Origin of the sequence: Sphingobacterium lactis, assembly GCF_051951495.1 — a bacterium.
GTDB lineage: Bacteria > Bacteroidota > Bacteroidia > Sphingobacteriales > Sphingobacteriaceae > Sphingobacterium > Sphingobacterium lactis_A.
Map to the genome: position 1 here is coordinate 1,434,845 of NZ_JBNHAS010000001.1, position 15,717 is coordinate 1,450,561.

The window sequence follows — 15,717 nt, forward strand, 5'->3', positions numbered from 1 at the left end:
GATCTCCTTCGGATCTCGTTCGGTCGGAACCGAACGAGATCCGAAGGAGATCCGAACAAGTTCCGAAGGAGATCCGAAGGGTTCTCGAATCCAACCCCTAGCTAACCCTAAGCAAACCCCTATTTGACACGAATTATACTTAAAGAAAAACCTACAGAAAGTTAAGTAAAGAGGCATTGAATGCTTATTGATAAACAATGAATAATCGAACAAACTTTACTTGTTAAAATCCCTATTTTAATAAGTAAACCACTTCAAAGAAAGCCACTCCAAACAAAAAATCCTATTAGTGCTATTTCTTAGCGATGATTTTAGAAGAATTCAGTTTGAATTCCGAATACTGAACAGGCTTATTTATAATTTATTTTGATTAAAACTTTAGGGTTAAGCTTATTTTTTCTATCCTTGTTATGTAGATGGTTTTTCCTAAAAAACCAGATCGATTTCAACCATCAAACTTATTCAACAAAAAGTAAATCATCTAAACCATGAAAAATCACATTTTCATATTCTTAACATGTGTTCTTTGTAGCATTTTGACACCAGTTGTGGGATATGGACAAGACATCGTATTACCAAATTCAAGGCAAGTCAATTGGCAACAGGCAGAATTGGGGGTTGTATTTCATTATGACCTTCATGTATTTGACGGCAAAAAGTACAATCAGACGAGAAACAGGCTTGTGCCAGTTCCTGACATTCAAATTTTCAATCCTAGTCAATTAAATGTTGAGCAATGGGTTTTATCCGCAAAAGCCATGGGTGCAAAGTTTGCTATATTAACCGTGACCCATGAGACAGGCTTTGCACTGTACCCTTCAAAGTATAATCCATATAATGTTAGTCAGTTAAAATTTAAGGATGGTAAAGCCGATTTATTACGAGATTTTGTGGATGCTTGTCGGAAACATGACATCAAACCGGGCTTCTACATAGGCATTCGCTGGAATAGTTTCTTTGGAGTACATGACTTTGTGGTAGATGGTGCGGGTGAAATGCAGAAGAACCGACAAAAATATTATAATGCGATGGTAGAAGGTATGGTCGAGGAAATATGCAGAAACTATGGGGAACTTTTTGAAATTTGGTTTGATGGTGGAGCAAGCCATCCCGATAAAGGTGCACCGAATGTATTGCCCATTGTGCAGAAATATCAGCCGAATTGCCTTTTTTATCATAACGATCAGTTGGCAGAAGCTCGTTGGGCGGGTTCTGAATCAGGGACAGTAGGTTATCCAAATTGGTCTACCTTTCCATATAATTTTACGGGGTCTGGAGAGTCAGCTCCTAAGCCTATCTATGAAAATGGCTATAAATTGCTAAAACATGGGGATCCTAAAGGTCAGTATTTTGTCCCTGCAATGGCCGATGCTCCGCTTCGAGGTGCACAAGGTAGACATGAATGGTTCTGGGAACCGGGTGATGAAAATGCAGTATATCCCCTGGAAGAATTAATAGACATGTATCTAAAATCAGTTGGGAGAAATGCAACCCTTATTATGGGAATAACACCTGATGATAAAGGTCTCGTTCCTGAAGGCGATTTTAAACGAATGGAAGAATTTGGCCAAGCAATCAATGCGCTATTTTCAAAACCAATAGCAAAAACTGCTACAGAAGGTCTTTCTGCGGAATTAAAGCTAAAGAAAAATCAACCTATTAGCTACATTATGATTCAAGAGGATATCAGTCAGGGACATCGTATTATGGAATTTAAAGTAGAAGTTAAAATGGGGAATACTTGGAAGACCATAGTGGAAGGAACTTCAGTGGGCAATAAATTTATCCATAAATTAGAAACACCTAATCAATCTTCGCAGATCCGTCTTCGAGTTTTAAATTCAGTCGCCCAACCTAAAATAATCAATTTCTCTACCTATTAATTTATTAAAACATGCGAATCAATACAAGCTATTTCCTGTTCATTTTATGCCTCCTGGTGCATTCAAATATAGTTCAAGCTCAGAAAAAGGCGAATATCATTGTCTTTATGGTTGATGATATGGGATGGCAAGATACCTCCTACCCTTTTGACACCGTTAAAAGTGATTTTAATAAGCGATACCATACGCCAAATATGGAAAGATTGGCAAAGGAAGGCGTTGCTTTTACCAATGCGTATAGTACACCGGTTTGTACACCATCTCGTGTCAGTTTAATTACGGGAATGAATGCTAGCAGGCACCATGTGACCAATTGGACTGCTCCAATGAAAGATCAGCCTACAGGCCGAGATGACCAAAAGTTTGAAGAGCCTGTATGGAATCATAATGGTATGAGTCCTGTTGAAGGGATTCCACATACTGTATTTGCAAAAGCCCTCCCACAGTTGTTAAAAGATAATGGTTATTTTACCATACATGCAGGAAAAGCACATTGGGCATCGGCAGGAACCCCTGGTTCCAACCCCTACTCTTTAGGTTTTGTAGTCAATATCGCAGGAACTTCAACAGGTCGACCAGCACACTATTGGGGCGAACAAAACTTTGGTCGAAACACAAATGATTATCATGGTATTGAGAATCTTCAAGAGTATTTTAAACAGGATATTAACCTGACTGAAGCACTTACAAGAGAGGCACTTAAAACATTAGATTTCCCAATCAACAATAAGATCCCGTTCTTTTTAAACTTAGGACATTATGCCTTGCATGACCCACTGATGGAAGACAAACGCTTTTATCAAAAATATTTAGATCAAGGACTGCCTGCCAATGAGGCAAAGTATGCTTCTATGATTGAAAGTATGGATAAAAGTTTAGGTGATGTCATGGATTACCTGGAGAAGAAAAAGATTAAAGATCAAACATATATTTTATTCATCAGTGATAATGGTGGTTTAAGCCATACTCCACCGCGCGTTGGAACTCCCCATACGCACAATAAACCACTGCGTTCGGGTAAAGGATCTATATATGAAGGAGGAATTCGCATTCCTTTTATCATGAAAGGTGTTAAGGGCGATTTAATAGGTAAGAGAGATCATACTCCGGTTATCATCGAGGATCTATTTCCAACTATTTTAGCGATGGCCAAAATTACTGCAAAAGAGTTACCTCAACATGTGGATGGACAAAATCAATTATGTCATTTAAAAAGTGCCAAAATAGACAAGTCAGCAATGGATAGACCATTGATATTCCATATTCCTAATAAATGGACTACGAATGATGTGGATGGCTTTAACTATCGTTCAGGAATTCGCTTAGGAAAATATAAACTAATATGGAATATGCGGGATGAAAGCTATGAGTTTTATGATTTAAGTCAAGATTTAGGTGAGCAGAATAACCTGATTCAGGATGAAAAGTTACTAACAATTATTTCGGTGATGAAAACAGAACTTCATCATACATTGGAAGAACGAAATGCACCAATACCAAAGAGAAAATAGAACAACCCTAAAATTAGGGTAATATTTACGAAGTTTATTTCTATAAAATGCCTCCTCCGAGGTATTTTTCTTTTTCAAGGCATTCGCTTAATTTGGAAGGAGATTTTCAACAAATAACCAATAACCAAATTATTAACATGTTTTATTTTCAGATTAAATGTAAGCCAATGACGAGCAACACTTATTTCGGTGAGATATTAGGAGCTTATGCTGCCACTTATATAGATTTCAAAAATTTAACGGGTGCATATAAATTGGCAGAATTTTTCATTCAAGATAGTGAATGGGAAATCATTGATATCATTGAATATTCTGCAATCAATTATTCTGACCTAACTGATCTAGATGAAGAAGATATGGATGTTTTTAATGAGCATGGCATATTTATAAAATATGTTATGTTTGATCAATAAAAATACCCTAACACTAGGATTAGGGTATTAGCTTATGAACACATTTATAGTATATTATTTTACATAAATCCCCTCGATTCTGTTCGTCTTGCCCGCATCAAAATCAATAGGTAATTCTTGACCAGCACGGAATAATTTAGGTATATAATTGTTGTCTTTATAGTCTAGACAAACGATATAATCAGCATCGTCCTTCACCACAAAACTATTTAAAGTATAGTCTCCTCCCTTTAATTCTCTAAGAACCTTGCCATTCTTCCATATTTTAATCGTTTTTGGCTCTTTCTGTGGATAATAGCTAAACTGTGCAGCCACATAGGTGTTTTCACCTTCCATATAACCAATGGTATGTTCAATATTTTCGATATCTTCAGCCGATAATGGAAGTTTATATAGTAAGCTGTTGTTTTTCAAAACTCGAAATGCTCGGTCTTTAGAATCATTATCATGGGTGTTATTTATGAAAGTATAAATATCTGATCCATGAAAACCTATAAAATCTCCTGTTGATTTCATGGAACTAATTTGTTGAACTTTACCATCCTTCCAGGTAGTCGCATAAACATATGCTCCAATTCGGGTACTTCCAGTTACATAAAGACTACTGTTGATTTCTATCATCTCTCGAAAACCCATATCACTCCCCCTATTCTCCATATTGATGCGTTGGCTATTTTTCCAGATGGTTTGTTCATTGTCCTTATCAAAGTCATAACCGATCATATAGATGTTTCCTCTAGGACTGGTATAAAGCTTTCTTGGTTCTACATCGCCTGATTTTTCAATATCCTGTCTCTTCCCATTCTTCCATAAGATTGGAACCCTTCCTTTTTGCTGGTTATTGGTTTCATTTTCACGCCATACATATCCAACAGCATATACGTCAGATCCTTGTACATGGACATCATAGGCCCAACTTGGATGGTTTGGGTCAGCAGGGAATGAAGGTTTTCCATTTTTCCAAATCGTTGCACGCATACTTGCATTTTCTGGTTGAATGTAACCACTTAGGTATACCTCCAATCCATCATATGCCGCATCATATTCAGGTTCTACTTCGGGATCTTTATCCTTCTTACAAGAGGTAATTGAAAGTATTAACGATAATGCTAAAAATCCTAATAATATCCTTTTCATAGTATAAAGCGAGGTTTTGATGATATACTCAAATATCAGTCTATCTAATGATCTATACTAATTATGCTATGCTTGAATTATATAAAACAAATAAAAAAAGCCATGTTAAAGATTAACATGGCTTATAATTCAGTGATATAGGGTTAAAATTTATAGGTAACTCCGGCACCTAATACTTGACGTACTTGAAGACCTGGACCTTGTGTACCATTGCTCTTAGGCACATCGATGTTATCGTCATAAATTAATTGAGCAGCAGCATTTACACTGATGAATTTATTGACTTGCATCACTAAATTTGCCAGGTAATCCACGTCTACATTTTGCGGATCCTGCAAATAGTTAGAATATAATTTCAAGATATTCTCTAAAGAGATATTCTCCATAACGTTTACTTTGTAGTAAGCATCTAAGGAAGCTCCCAATTCATTTCTTGAGAATTTATCAAGATCAACAGAATAGCGGCTTCTTAAACTTTCATCACCTACCATAATAAATCTGGCAGAAATAGGCGAAAGATTAACTTTAAAATTATCAGACTCTTTATAAGCGATACCCGGACCGAAGCTAAGGAATGCAGGTGCAAAAGCACCCGATATTTTATTTCCACGAGCATTGTCTTTGTACTCAAAACCATCGGTGAACTGCGTATTAAAATTTAAGAAAAAAGTATATAACCATTTTTTGCTTGCTTCTAAACCAACTAAACTGTTCAAGGCAAATCGGTCATCATTCTTTCTCCATCCTGTTTCCTTTTGATGTGTTTGTCCATAAGCAGCCAAAAGTTTATTATCCCAACTCCATTTATCTTTTTTGTAGTTGAAATCATAATTGAAGATTAAATTGCCTGCTAAGGAGTTTACACCACCTGCTGCCCAATTGGAAAAGGAGCTCTGATTGATTAGAAAACTGTTCTCACCCTTTATCGTCCAAGTTTTTGTAGTATCAGCAGTCTCTTGTTCTTGGGCGAACAAAGAACCACTGAATAATGTGGTAGCAGATAATAAAATTACTTTTAAAGCTTTCATACGTTTTGAAAATTTACTATTAATTGTTGTGAAATAAATTCTTCAAAACTATTAAAAAACAAGATGTAATAGTAAATACTACGTACCTCAATACTTCTCACTTAGATATTTTAGCATAAAACTTTCGGACAAATCATTGTTTAAACAACTGTATAATATCTATTTATGGATCAAGAAAATCTTTAAACCCTGAATTATTAACAGAAACTTAATGTAACAATTCACTAATAAACTTGAAATTATTAAAATTCAAAATTAGGAATCTTTATAAAAGAAGCCCCCTATTACTACTAATAGAGGGCGTATTTAATTCACAAGGTATTTTATGATTGACTAAAATCTAAATGATAGGAACACACGTGGTCCATTTAATTTATATTTCTGTGCAACTGTTTCCTCTTCACCTTCACCAGTGATAGTTTCTTCATTTAGTTTAAAATTATGACTAGCAGATCCCCAACGTTTTTCAATCCCAAAACCAAATGCGGTATAATTTGCGGATAATCCTGCAACCATTAAACCGGCATATCCACTTGAAAACTCTTCATCAGCATACATTAAAGAATAACTTGGCGCATAACGTAAATAAGCAGAAACTGAAAAACCGCCTTGAATAGAAAGATGGACAGAAGGCCCTACCTGCATACCTACCTCTGCCTTTTGTACTTTAGAAGATTCCTCTTCATCAAAATCATCATTGAATGGTTTGAATTGGGTATAATTTAGATCCATAAAAGTCCAATCAATGCCAAAGTTAAGCAACTTAGCAACAGGGGCTTTGGTAAGAAAATAGGTACGACCAGCATTAAAGGTGGCTCCAATTTTACTTTTCAATTCAAATAAACCTTCTGTATCTTCCTCCAACCTTAGGGTTTGAGAAGAATATCCAACATTTAAGTACTTCTTTCCAGGTCTTGTTTGACCATTTGCCAGCACCGTAAAAAAACACAACAGCAAGGGCAATAAATAATTTTTCATAAAACAAACTAATTAAGTTAATAATGTAATCCAAAGTTATAAAGCAATACCTTTCATGTAAATACCGCAAATAGGGTATTTTTCAAATTTCTTTTCGAGTAATTTTATGAAATTTGGCGTTTTATAATCCTTAAATTGAAAATTGTTTCTATCATTGTGGAAAGCATTTATCAGAACTATATGTTAAAAAAAATCCTCCTTCACGCCTCCTGCAGTATTCTTTTGATAGCGCTCATTCCAATATTTGGCTTTGCACAAGAAGGTCAGGAATACGATATCTTTCCAAAATGGAAGGTTGGAGATGTGGTGAAATATAAAATCAAAAAATCCCGATCAAACTATTTGAATGATAGTCTAGAAAACGAGATAAAAAGCGATTATACCGTGACACTTTCTGTTTTGGACAGCTTAAATGATGGCTATCGTTTAAAATGGTCCTATAAATTCAACTTTAAAAGCTTAGGTATATTGGAAAGTTTTAAAGATCCAATGCAAGAAATGGATAGCCTTGACTTAATCTATTTGACGGACTCTTATGGAGGATTTAAAGCTATTGAGAATTGGCAGGAAGTGGGGAATACGATTGAGAAACAAATTCAAAAAATTCTCCAAATAGCAGACAAGGAAAACCCAAATTCTATTGAGATAAATGATGAAATGTTCAAAGGTATCATACAATTTTTCAAGAGTAAGGAAATGATAGAAGCCCTTGCTTTTCAAGAGGTTGGACTATTTCATTCCTTATATGGCTCATCTTATCAGGTTGGCATTCCTCAAAGCAGGTCTGAAAAAAAGAACTTTAATTCTTTACCAGACAATAGAATAGTCATCAATACCAAAACTTGGATAGACAGCATAGACACAAGCAAGCAATCGATCCTTATTAAACAAGAGGCTATGTTTGATCAAGAATCATTAAATGAATTTATAACATCTATCCAAGAACTTGCTAAAGTTATGGATGGTGAAACCATGGATAAAGATTCGATTGGATTTAGTTTACTGGATAAGTCTATTATGAATTTTGATTATCAATCTGGAAATTTCAAAAGAATTGAATTTAATCGAATAATAGAATCTACCTCAGCAGAAGAAACTAACAAAACTAATGACTTGATAATCATGGAATTAATCAATTAAATAAATAAATGAAATTTTAAGAAAAAGAACTAAAAAAAAGGAATAAAATATATAGATTTACGACCGAAAAGCAAGAATATTGTATTCGAAAAATCTAATCATTTACCATTTTTATGTCCTTATTTAGCGCTGTTACCATCCTTATAGTACTAATCGTAGTTTTTACTATTGTAAGAACTTTAAAACCAATAAATTCTAAAAAAACCGGCCTCAGATTCGATGAAGAAGACTTTAAAACTAAAAATAACGATAAGGTAATTCTAATAAATGGACCAATAAATAATGATGTAAGAAAGGCTTGTGAAGAATTTTGTCAGGAATTTAATAAACATAAATTTCAAGTAATAATTAATCTTATTCGTATAAACCCTGAAACGAACCTTCTGACCTTCCCCTACGATATTACGTTTAAACATTACTGTTATTTGATTAACTATTTAAGATTTGTAAATAAACTTTCAAATAAAGGGATCACTACGGGTTGGTTATCTAACCCTGATTGTGAATATTGGCTCAATGAACACCTTATTGATCAAAAAATCATGGTCTATATCCCTAAGGAAGAAGGACCAGGAAATTATGTTTATGCGTGTACAGAGAATAACGACAATTTTCAATTGAAATGCACCTTAGATAAGGACAATTATTCCACAATTGATAGTCAACAATTATATCAGAAATGTCCAATAAAAATAGAAGATTACAGTTTTGGTAAAGGTAATCTGATCGTATAGAGTAGATTATCTGCTAAGTATTGTGGCTTAATTGCTACAAAATCAACCCAGATAATATGGATTTTTAAGAATTGTTATAACAAGACCATTTTTGGCATACTAATTGAATATTACTTTCTAAATTTCATAATTTAGGTTAATAATTGGTTAGTTAAAAACTCCTAGAGCTCCCCGCTTTAGGAGTTTTTTTTATGGAAATAATTTCAAAGATAAGAATCAAGTTGGTTACAGAATTTTTCAAAATATACAGATGTCAGGTGACAGAAAGTACACTTTGACAAAAATTGCTGTTGCCTTTAAAGAAGACATTTAAGCCCAATTTCTATTTATATATTGAGAATCGATAATAATATGTTAAAAATTCGTTAAAAAGAAAATGCAACTTATTTTCGGCATAAACATTGAACATTACTTATCAAATTTCATAATTTAGGTTAATAATTGGTTAGTTAAAACTCCTAGAGCTCCCCGCTTTAGGAGTTTTTTTTATAACCATACCTCAAACCTTTATTAGGTTCATAATGGAAAATAAGTAAATGTTGTGATTTCTATTGATTAAAGGGTGATTTTCCGGATAATCGGAAAATTCAAGAATCCATGAGATAATCTAAACTTGACAGAGTCTACCTCCTTCTTACTATTTAGTCTTTCATTCAGAATTAATAATCGCTTATGTTGACCTTTGGTAATCTCTGCATAAGCAATAGCAGTCATTTCAGACTCCTCCTGGTTCATTAATCGAAGTGGGAATTGTTGTTTTATTTTACAGGATTGTGCATGTGTCTCTGTGTTAGAAAACAGATAATTGAATCCTAATAATGTAAAAGTTAAGAAAGCTCCTATAATGACAGTCATGGAGGTCCATACCTCCAGTGAACTCCCTAATCGCTGCCGAGTACTTCTATTTAATAGAAAATAACTAAGCATGGCAAACACATATAACAGGATAATAATGTACAAAGGAATGATCGTTATCTCGTAAAGAAGAAAATTCAAAAGCGTAATGATCATTGCTGGTATCAATAATTTTTGAAGAAGTATTTCAAGTTTTGGAATAAAACGATTCCGTTGCATGTTATTATTTCTGTTAAGATTCGGTCAGAATGTCTTTGCTTTATTAAAAATTCACAATAAAGTTATGCAAATTTAACACATTACTCCTTAATATTACGTGAAAAACAACAAATTTAATTAACAAAACATAAAACAGCCAATAAATGGCTAAACATCAATAATTTAACATTCGGACTTAGCAAAGTAGAATGTATATGGATTGAGTACTTAGATCAATTATGTTATAAAAGCATTGTTTAGAATCTCCTGATCCTCTTTCTCAAAGGCAACTAAGATAACCTCTTCGATTGCAGAATGAGAAGCCACATAGTCGGTGATTGCCTTAATGGCTATTTGAGCAGCCAATTCTTTAGGAAACCTATAAACACCAGTGCTAATACTAGGAAAAGCAATGGTCTTGCATCCCAATTCGTCTGCTAGTTTAAGGGAATTTTGATAACATTTCGTTAAGAAATAGCATTCCTGCATCTCCCCATTTTTCCAGAAAGGTCCTACGGTATGAATTACATACTTTGCAGGTAAATTTCCCGCAGTAGTATAAACAGCCTCTCCTACTCGACAGCCTCCTTGTTTGGCGATAATTTTACGACAATCTTCCAATATTAGCTCTCCTCCAAGTCGATGAATGGCTCCATCTACTCCTCCTCCGCCCAGAAGCGAAGTATTAGCCGCATTCACAATAGCATCTACATGCACCTTGGTAATATCCCCTAATAGCACTTTAATCTTGGTTCCCATTCGGCACTCCCCTTTCTAAATTGATTTATATTTGGTTTACAATATGTTCTTCTCAACTATTCTTATGCAAGAACCTTACCTAAAACAGCTTAATTCCCAAATCTTTCCAGATTTATAGCTTATTATCGTAATTTTAAACAACATGAAGATTCTTATTATCGAAGATGAATTAGCTCTGTTAGAGAATATTAAGGAATTCTTGGAATCTGAGCAATACCTGGTAGAAACTGCGGTTGATTTTCCAACTGCATTGGATAAGGCTATGAACTACAGTTATGATTGTATTCTACTCGATATTATGCTACCTGGAGGAAATGGTTTGGATATCCTGCGGGAACTTCAAAAAACTGGTAAAAAGCATGCCGTATTGATTCTCTCTGCCAAGGATTCTGTTGAAGATAAAGTATTGGGGTTAGAGATTGGTGCAGATGATTATCTAGCTAAACCTTTTCATTTCACTGAGTTATTAGCTCGTATTAAATCCATTATCCGTCGTAATTCGCAAGAAGGTTCACGACAGATTTCCTATCAAAACATACAATTAGATCCAGATAATCGAGTTGTTTTAGTAGATTCCACTCCGCTTAACTTAAACCGCAAAGAGTTTGATTTACTTTATTATTTCTTATTGCGTCCTGAGCGGCTATTAGAGAAGACAACCCTAGCAGAAGCAGTCTGGGGTGATCATGTCGACCAAGCTGATAATTTAGACTTCATTTACTCACAAATTAAAAACATACGTCGTAAACTGAAAGATGCTTCTGCCAGAGCAGACATTCAAGCTGTTTATGGTGTTGGCTATAAACTCGTATAATGGCTATTTCCGTAAGAAACTATACTAACCGATACTTAGCGTTTGCCATCTTAATCATCATGGCAGTCTGGGCGCTCCTATTCTATGCTCTTCTTATGGATGAAGTCTATGATAATATCGATGATGGTCTTAAAAATCAGAAAATAGAAATTATCCGGGAGGCATTCAATGATCCTGCATTAATTAATAATAGCAAAGAGTTCGGCATTAATCAATTTAGAATAAGTAACACAACTCCTAGTGAAGATTTAGATAAAAACAAATTCTCAAGAAAGTTGATCTACATGCCTTATGATGAGGAAGAAGAACCTTATCGTATCCTGACTACTGGATTTTATGGCAAGGATGGACAGGCTTATTTACTGGAGATCAGAACCTCGACAGTTGAAGAAGATGACTTTTTAATCAACTTAGCGATTTCTTTATCTGTTTTATATCTGGTCATTGTTATCAGTATCCTATTGATTAATCATTTTGTATTACGAAAAGCTTGGCGACCATTTAAAGATACTTTAGTTAATTTAAATCAGTATCGATTTGCTGACGATAAGAGTTTCAATCCGATTAAAAGTCAAGTAAAAGAATTTGAAGAGTTAAATCTTCAAATTAATCGAATGATAGATCGAAATGAGCAAGTCTTTAATGACCAGAAACGATTCTTGGAAAATGCCTCTCATGAACTTCAAACTCCTTTAGCTATCAGTATTGGGAAGATGGAATTGTTACTGCAGGACGCTGACTTATCAGAAGCACAATTAATCAAATTATCTGAAGCTAAGCAATCCTTACATCGAATGGTAGCTTTAAATAAGTCCTTATTAATGCTTTCAAGAATTGACAATAATCAATACAATAAAGAGGAAGAAGTGAATTTCAATGAGCTCTTGAAAATGCTGTTGGAAGAGTTTAAAGAGCTATACACTTATAAAAATCTAAAAGTCAATATGCTGGAAGAAGGGACATTTCTACTTTCTATGAACCCAGATTTAGCGACTATATTAATTTCCAATCTGCTTAGAAATGCGATTAAATACAATAAGGGAGATGGCGAGATAACAATCCTTACTTATTCAGAAAGATTAATTATTTCCAATACCGGATTAAATGAGGCACTAAATCCAAATTATATATTTGAAAGATTTCATAAAGGCAGTCAGGATAGTCATTCCAATGGATTAGGTTTATCCATCGTTAAATCTATTGTTGAGAAAACAAATGATTTAACAATTGCATATGCCTTTGAGCAGGGGAATCATCAATTTATTTTAAGAAAAGTGAAATAAATTCAAACTATTCCATACTATTCCTAATTCTTTCCCAAATTGAGTACGACCTTAGATGTAAATAAAAACAAGAAGATATGAAAAAGCAAATTCAAACATGGATGCTAATTGCATTCTTAGGAACAGCCTTCGCAGCAACTGCACAAGAAAAAGTAATCACGGTAAATCAATTACCTAAAACTGCACAATCTTTCATTAGCTCACACTATGCTAAAAGCCCTGTTTCACTAGTTAAATCGGAAAAAGAAACATTATCACCTATGGAATACAAAGTTGTATTGCAAGATGGAACAGAAATCGAATTTGATGAGCAGGGAAATTGGACAGAGATTGATGGAAAAAGAAATGCTGTGCCAGCTGCTATCGTACCGGCTGCTATTAAAGCCCATGTAAACAAAAGCTTTCCTAACAATGAAATTGTCGAAATAAAGAAAAAGAAAAAAGGTTATGAGGTCGAATTGACAAGTGGAATTGACCTTAAATTTGATTCTAAAGGTAAATTTTTAAAAATTGATGATTAATCAAATAGACAACAATCATCTAATAACACAAAGAGGCTTATTCAACAATAAGTCTCTTTTTTTTGTTTCAAGCTATAGAAATTTTTAAAGCATCCTACTTTATCTTAATAGGTAATTAATAGTTAAAATAATATATATTTATTAAATTTGTAGAAATTCATTTACAAACAAATATTATTAAACAATACTCATGGTTACATTTGGTTTCATTATCTTCTCTATAATTATTCTACTTCCTATTTCTGCTGCGCTAGTATTTCAATGGTACCTTTCAGACGACCTGACATATGGTCGTAGTCTTTGTATTTTATGGACAGCCTTTTTGCTATTTCTTTTACTTTTAGTGGTTTTTCATTCATTCCAAAAGGAAATGAACATACAAAACTTTTTTCAGCTAATTAATTGATTCTGATGTCTTTCAATATACTCAATACAGATTTTTTAAATATCCTGTAACATTTTACCAATACCATTGTCTAAATAGCACATTTAAAATCAAGTGCTATGAAAACGAAAAATTTGGTATGGAGTTTATTGATGATATTATTAGCTTTTGGAGTTTGCTCGGCTCAAAGCAACAACTATCCATTTAAAGTTAAGATCTCAGGGAATGGAGCTAAAAACCTAATTTTTATTCCAGGCTTTATGTCATCAATAGATGTATGGAATGAAACAATTAGTGAATTGTCTTCTAACTACAAATGCTATGCTATTCAGTTTGATGGATTTGCAGGTCAACCTGCTCAAGGAGAGCCTAGTCTTAGTAATTGGAAGGCTAGTTTAGCCAACTACATTCAAAAAGAGAAAATAAAAAACCCGATTATCATCGGTCATAGTTTAGGTGGTGTCATGGCTTTAGATCTCGCTAGTACCTATCCGGATCTTATGCAATCTATTGTTGTTGTTGATGCATTACCAAGTCTATCCGCAGCATTTAATCCAAACTTTAAAGTCCAAGAGAATTTAGACTGTACCGGCATTATTAATCAGTTCACTGGATTAACTGATGAACAATTCAAAGCCATGCAGGAACAAACTGCAAGTTCCATGAGTGCCATCCCAGAAAAACAGAAGGAAATTGTGGACTGGTCTTTAAAGTCTGACCGTAAAGCCTCAGCCAAGATCTTTTGTGAGTTTAATAATACCGATCTTCGAGCTCAATTGGCTAAAGCCAAAGTGCCTGCATTAATCCTGCTAAACAGCAGATTTGGACAAATGAAAGAAGGCATCAACAGTCAATATGCTGCTTATGCAAATAAAGACATTCAATATGCTCCTACTCCAACCCATTTCCTCATGTATGATGCTAAAGATTGGTATTTAACGCAATTACGTAACTTTATTAAGTAATGCAATTTGAGGATTTATATGCTAACTATTGGGATAAAATCTATCGCTTGTGTTTGGGATATCTAAATAACCCGGACCAAGCGAAAGATTTAGCCCAGGAAACGTTTATTGCAGCTTGGAAACAACTGGATAATTTTCGGCATGAGGCAAGTATAGGAACTTGGTTATATCGTATTGCCAGTAATACTTGCCTTCGTCAAATACAGATAGACAATCGAATGCCCAAAGTAGACTTTCCAGTTCAAATTCCCGAACCTGAAGTACAAAGCATTGAACAAGAAATTCAACTACTCTATCGCTTTATATCTGAATTACCTGAACTCGACAGAATTATCATTTCCCTCGAATTAGAAGGGATAAAACAAGCCGACATTGCTCAAGTAGTTGGTATCAAAGAAGGAAATGTAAGGGTGAAAATTCACCGCATCAAAGAGAAGTTAACCCAAAAATTTAAAAGCCATGGAAAATAAGGAACTTGATTTTGCAAAACTGTGGCATGCACAGCAAACCACTAAGCCTGATATTAAAGACCTTCAACTCAAAATTGCCAAATACAAGAAGGAGAATGTTCGCAAGCAAATATTTGCCAATATAAACTTAATCATTACGCTTACAGTATTAGTTCTTATTTGGGTGAATTTAGATCAATTGAAGTGGTCAAGTAAGTTAGGCCTTTCCTTAATCATTCTGGCTATTTGTATTTCTCTATTTAAGTTCAATAAATTCTATAGAAAATTCAACAAATTAGATGAAGGAACTGATAGTAACACCTATTTACAAAAACTGCTGCAGATTGAAGTTGAGCAAAAAAACTTACAGCATAAGTTTATTAACACCTATTTTATTATCCTCGGAATAGGATTAGCTATTTACTTATGGCAATTCGCTGTTCTATTGGGAACTTGGAATGGGGTTCTCATTTATTTAGCAACCTTTCTTTGGATTGGATTTGTATGGTTCTATCTTCGACCAAGGATAACTAAAAAACAAGAGGCTAAACTCAACGCGTTAATTGAACAAGTTCAATCTCAAATCAACCAAGTTGAAATATAGCCCCATAAAAAGAAAAGCCGGGGTATTTAATCCCCAGCCTTTCCGTCATTAGCTCAAATC

Annotated in this window: 16 protein-coding genes; 11 read left to right on the top strand and 5 right to left on the bottom strand. The window is 34.2% G+C overall.

The window, feature by feature from the left end; genetic code table 11:
• The first annotated feature begins 488 nt into the window (after window positions 1–488).
• The 3 genes from ACP6L2_RS06145 (at window position 489) to ACP6L2_RS06155 (ending at window position 3,807) form a co-directional block, all read left to right on the top strand.
• Window positions 489–1,883, top strand: a complete 1,395-nt coding sequence (locus tag ACP6L2_RS06145) for an alpha-L-fucosidase (protein WP_440508392.1) — start codon at window positions 489–491, stop codon at window positions 1,881–1,883.
• 11 nt (window positions 1,884–1,894) lie between these two features.
• A complete protein-coding gene (locus ACP6L2_RS06150; protein WP_440508393.1) occupies window positions 1,895–3,394 on the top strand; it encodes a sulfatase-like hydrolase/transferase in 1,500 nt (499 codons plus the stop codon).
• 167 nt (window positions 3,395–3,561) lie between these two features.
• On the top strand, window positions 3,562–3,807 hold the full coding sequence (locus ACP6L2_RS06155) for a hypothetical protein (protein ID WP_440508394.1): 246 nt from the start codon (window positions 3,562–3,564) through the stop codon (window positions 3,805–3,807).
• A 54-nt stretch (window positions 3,808–3,861) separates the two neighbouring features.
• Here the strand turns inward: ACP6L2_RS06155 and ACP6L2_RS06160 are convergent, their stop codons facing one another.
• The 3 genes from ACP6L2_RS06160 to ACP6L2_RS06170 all read right to left on the bottom strand — a co-directional run bounded on the left by ACP6L2_RS06160 (window position 3,862) and on the right by ACP6L2_RS06170 (window position 6,950).
• The gene (locus ACP6L2_RS06160) at window positions 3,862–4,944 is read right to left on the bottom strand and encodes a hypothetical protein (protein WP_440508395.1); all 1,083 of its coding nucleotides are present in this window, start codon (window positions 4,942–4,944) and stop codon (window positions 3,862–3,864) included.
• A 143-nt stretch (window positions 4,945–5,087) separates the two neighbouring features.
• Window positions 5,088–5,972 (bottom strand): DUF3078 domain-containing protein, encoded by an 885-nt coding sequence (locus tag ACP6L2_RS06165; RefSeq protein ID WP_440508396.1) that lies wholly within the window; start codon window positions 5,970–5,972, stop codon window positions 5,088–5,090.
• Between the two features lie 333 nt (window positions 5,973–6,305).
• Window positions 6,306–6,950 (bottom strand): hypothetical protein, encoded by a 645-nt coding sequence (locus ACP6L2_RS06170; protein WP_440508397.1) that lies wholly within the window; start codon window positions 6,948–6,950, stop codon window positions 6,306–6,308.
• Window positions 6,951–7,130: 180 nt separating this feature from the next.
• On the opposite strand from ACP6L2_RS06170, the gene ACP6L2_RS06175 reads away from it, so the two are divergent.
• Both ACP6L2_RS06175 and ACP6L2_RS06180 read left to right on the top strand, forming a co-directional pair.
• Window positions 7,131–8,090 (top strand): hypothetical protein, encoded by a 960-nt coding sequence (locus ACP6L2_RS06175; RefSeq protein ID WP_440508398.1) that lies wholly within the window; start codon window positions 7,131–7,133, stop codon window positions 8,088–8,090.
• Window positions 8,091–8,203: 113 nt separating this feature from the next.
• Complete coding sequence (locus ACP6L2_RS06180) at window positions 8,204–8,824, top strand: hypothetical protein (RefSeq protein ID WP_440508399.1); 621 nt, start codon at window positions 8,204–8,206, stop codon at window positions 8,822–8,824.
• 555 nt (window positions 8,825–9,379) lie between these two features.
• Here the strand turns inward: ACP6L2_RS06180 and ACP6L2_RS06185 are convergent.
• Window positions 9,380–9,898 carry a hypothetical protein gene (locus ACP6L2_RS06185; RefSeq protein ID WP_440508400.1) on the bottom strand — a complete coding sequence of 173 codons (519 nt, stop codon included), beginning with the start codon at window positions 9,896–9,898 and terminating at the stop codon, window positions 9,380–9,382.
• 216 nt (window positions 9,899–10,114) lie between these two features.
• Window positions 10,115–10,636: an O-acetyl-ADP-ribose deacetylase gene (locus tag ACP6L2_RS06190; protein ID WP_440508401.1), complete on the bottom strand. Its 522-nt coding sequence runs from the start codon at window positions 10,634–10,636 to the stop codon at window positions 10,115–10,117.
• Window positions 10,637–10,778: 142 nt separating this feature from the next.
• Here ACP6L2_RS06190 and ACP6L2_RS06195 point away from each other — a divergent pair, with 142 nt between their 5' ends.
• The 6 genes from ACP6L2_RS06195 (at window position 10,779) to ACP6L2_RS06220 (ending at window position 15,657) form a co-directional block, all read left to right on the top strand.
• Window positions 10,779–11,450: a response regulator transcription factor gene (locus tag ACP6L2_RS06195; protein WP_440508402.1), complete on the top strand. Its 672-nt coding sequence runs from the start codon at window positions 10,779–10,781 to the stop codon at window positions 11,448–11,450.
• Complete coding sequence (locus tag ACP6L2_RS06200) at window positions 11,450–12,733, top strand: type IX secretion system histidine kinase PorY (protein WP_440508403.1); 1,284 nt, start codon at window positions 11,450–11,452, stop codon at window positions 12,731–12,733. The genes ACP6L2_RS06195 and ACP6L2_RS06200 overlap by 1 nt, the downstream gene beginning before the upstream one ends.
• Before the next feature lie 77 nt (window positions 12,734–12,810).
• Window positions 12,811–13,254 (top strand): PepSY-like domain-containing protein, encoded by a 444-nt coding sequence (locus ACP6L2_RS06205; RefSeq protein ID WP_440508404.1) that lies wholly within the window; start codon window positions 12,811–12,813, stop codon window positions 13,252–13,254.
• Between the two features lie 504 nt (window positions 13,255–13,758).
• On the top strand, window positions 13,759–14,604 hold the full coding sequence (locus ACP6L2_RS06210; protein ID WP_440508405.1) for an alpha/beta fold hydrolase: 846 nt from the start codon (window positions 13,759–13,761) through the stop codon (window positions 14,602–14,604).
• Window positions 14,604–15,074: an RNA polymerase sigma factor gene (locus ACP6L2_RS06215; protein WP_440508406.1), complete on the top strand. Its 471-nt coding sequence runs from the start codon at window positions 14,604–14,606 to the stop codon at window positions 15,072–15,074. The genes ACP6L2_RS06210 and ACP6L2_RS06215 overlap by 1 nt, the downstream gene beginning before the upstream one ends.
• Entirely contained in the window at window positions 15,064–15,657 is a 594-nt protein-coding gene (locus tag ACP6L2_RS06220; RefSeq protein WP_440508407.1) for a hypothetical protein, read from the top strand. The genes ACP6L2_RS06215 and ACP6L2_RS06220 overlap by 11 nt, the downstream gene beginning before the upstream one ends.
• The last annotated feature ends 60 nt before the right edge of the window (window positions 15,658–15,717 follow it).

Excerpts from the sequence above, each read along its gene's own strand:
- ACP6L2_RS06210 (WP_440508405.1), top strand. The coding sequence starts at position 13,759 with ATGAAAACGAAAAATTTGGTATGGAGTTTATTGATGATATTATTAGCT.
- ACP6L2_RS06165 (WP_440508396.1), bottom strand. The coding sequence starts at position 5,972 with ATGAAAGCTTTAAAAGTAATTTTATTATCTGCTACCACATTATTCAGT.
- ACP6L2_RS06145 (WP_440508392.1), top strand. The coding sequence starts at position 489 with ATGAAAAATCACATTTTCATATTCTTAACATGTGTTCTTTGTAGCATT.
- ACP6L2_RS06190 (WP_440508401.1), bottom strand. The coding sequence starts at position 10,636 with ATGGGAACCAAGATTAAAGTGCTATTAGGGGATATTACCAAGGTGCAT.
- ACP6L2_RS06175 (WP_440508398.1), top strand. The coding sequence starts at position 7,131 with ATGTTAAAAAAAATCCTCCTTCACGCCTCCTGCAGTATTCTTTTGATA.
- ACP6L2_RS06220 (WP_440508407.1), top strand. The coding sequence starts at position 15,064 with ATGGAAAATAAGGAACTTGATTTTGCAAAACTGTGGCATGCACAGCAA.
- ACP6L2_RS06170 (WP_440508397.1), bottom strand. The coding sequence starts at position 6,950 with ATGAAAAATTATTTATTGCCCTTGCTGTTGTGTTTTTTTACGGTGCTG.
- ACP6L2_RS06195 (WP_440508402.1), top strand. The coding sequence starts at position 10,779 with ATGAAGATTCTTATTATCGAAGATGAATTAGCTCTGTTAGAGAATATT.
- ACP6L2_RS06155 (WP_440508394.1), top strand. The coding sequence starts at position 3,562 with ATGACGAGCAACACTTATTTCGGTGAGATATTAGGAGCTTATGCTGCC.
- ACP6L2_RS06160 (WP_440508395.1), bottom strand. The coding sequence starts at position 4,944 with ATGAAAAGGATATTATTAGGATTTTTAGCATTATCGTTAATACTTTCA.
- ACP6L2_RS06180 (WP_440508399.1), top strand. The coding sequence starts at position 8,204 with ATGTCCTTATTTAGCGCTGTTACCATCCTTATAGTACTAATCGTAGTT.
- ACP6L2_RS06185 (WP_440508400.1), bottom strand. The coding sequence starts at position 9,898 with ATGCAACGGAATCGTTTTATTCCAAAACTTGAAATACTTCTTCAAAAA.
- ACP6L2_RS06150 (WP_440508393.1), top strand. The coding sequence starts at position 1,895 with ATGCGAATCAATACAAGCTATTTCCTGTTCATTTTATGCCTCCTGGTG.
- ACP6L2_RS06205 (WP_440508404.1), top strand. The coding sequence starts at position 12,811 with ATGAAAAAGCAAATTCAAACATGGATGCTAATTGCATTCTTAGGAACA.
- ACP6L2_RS06200 (WP_440508403.1), top strand. The coding sequence starts at position 11,450 with ATGGCTATTTCCGTAAGAAACTATACTAACCGATACTTAGCGTTTGCC.
- ACP6L2_RS06215 (WP_440508406.1), top strand. The coding sequence starts at position 14,604 with ATGCAATTTGAGGATTTATATGCTAACTATTGGGATAAAATCTATCGC.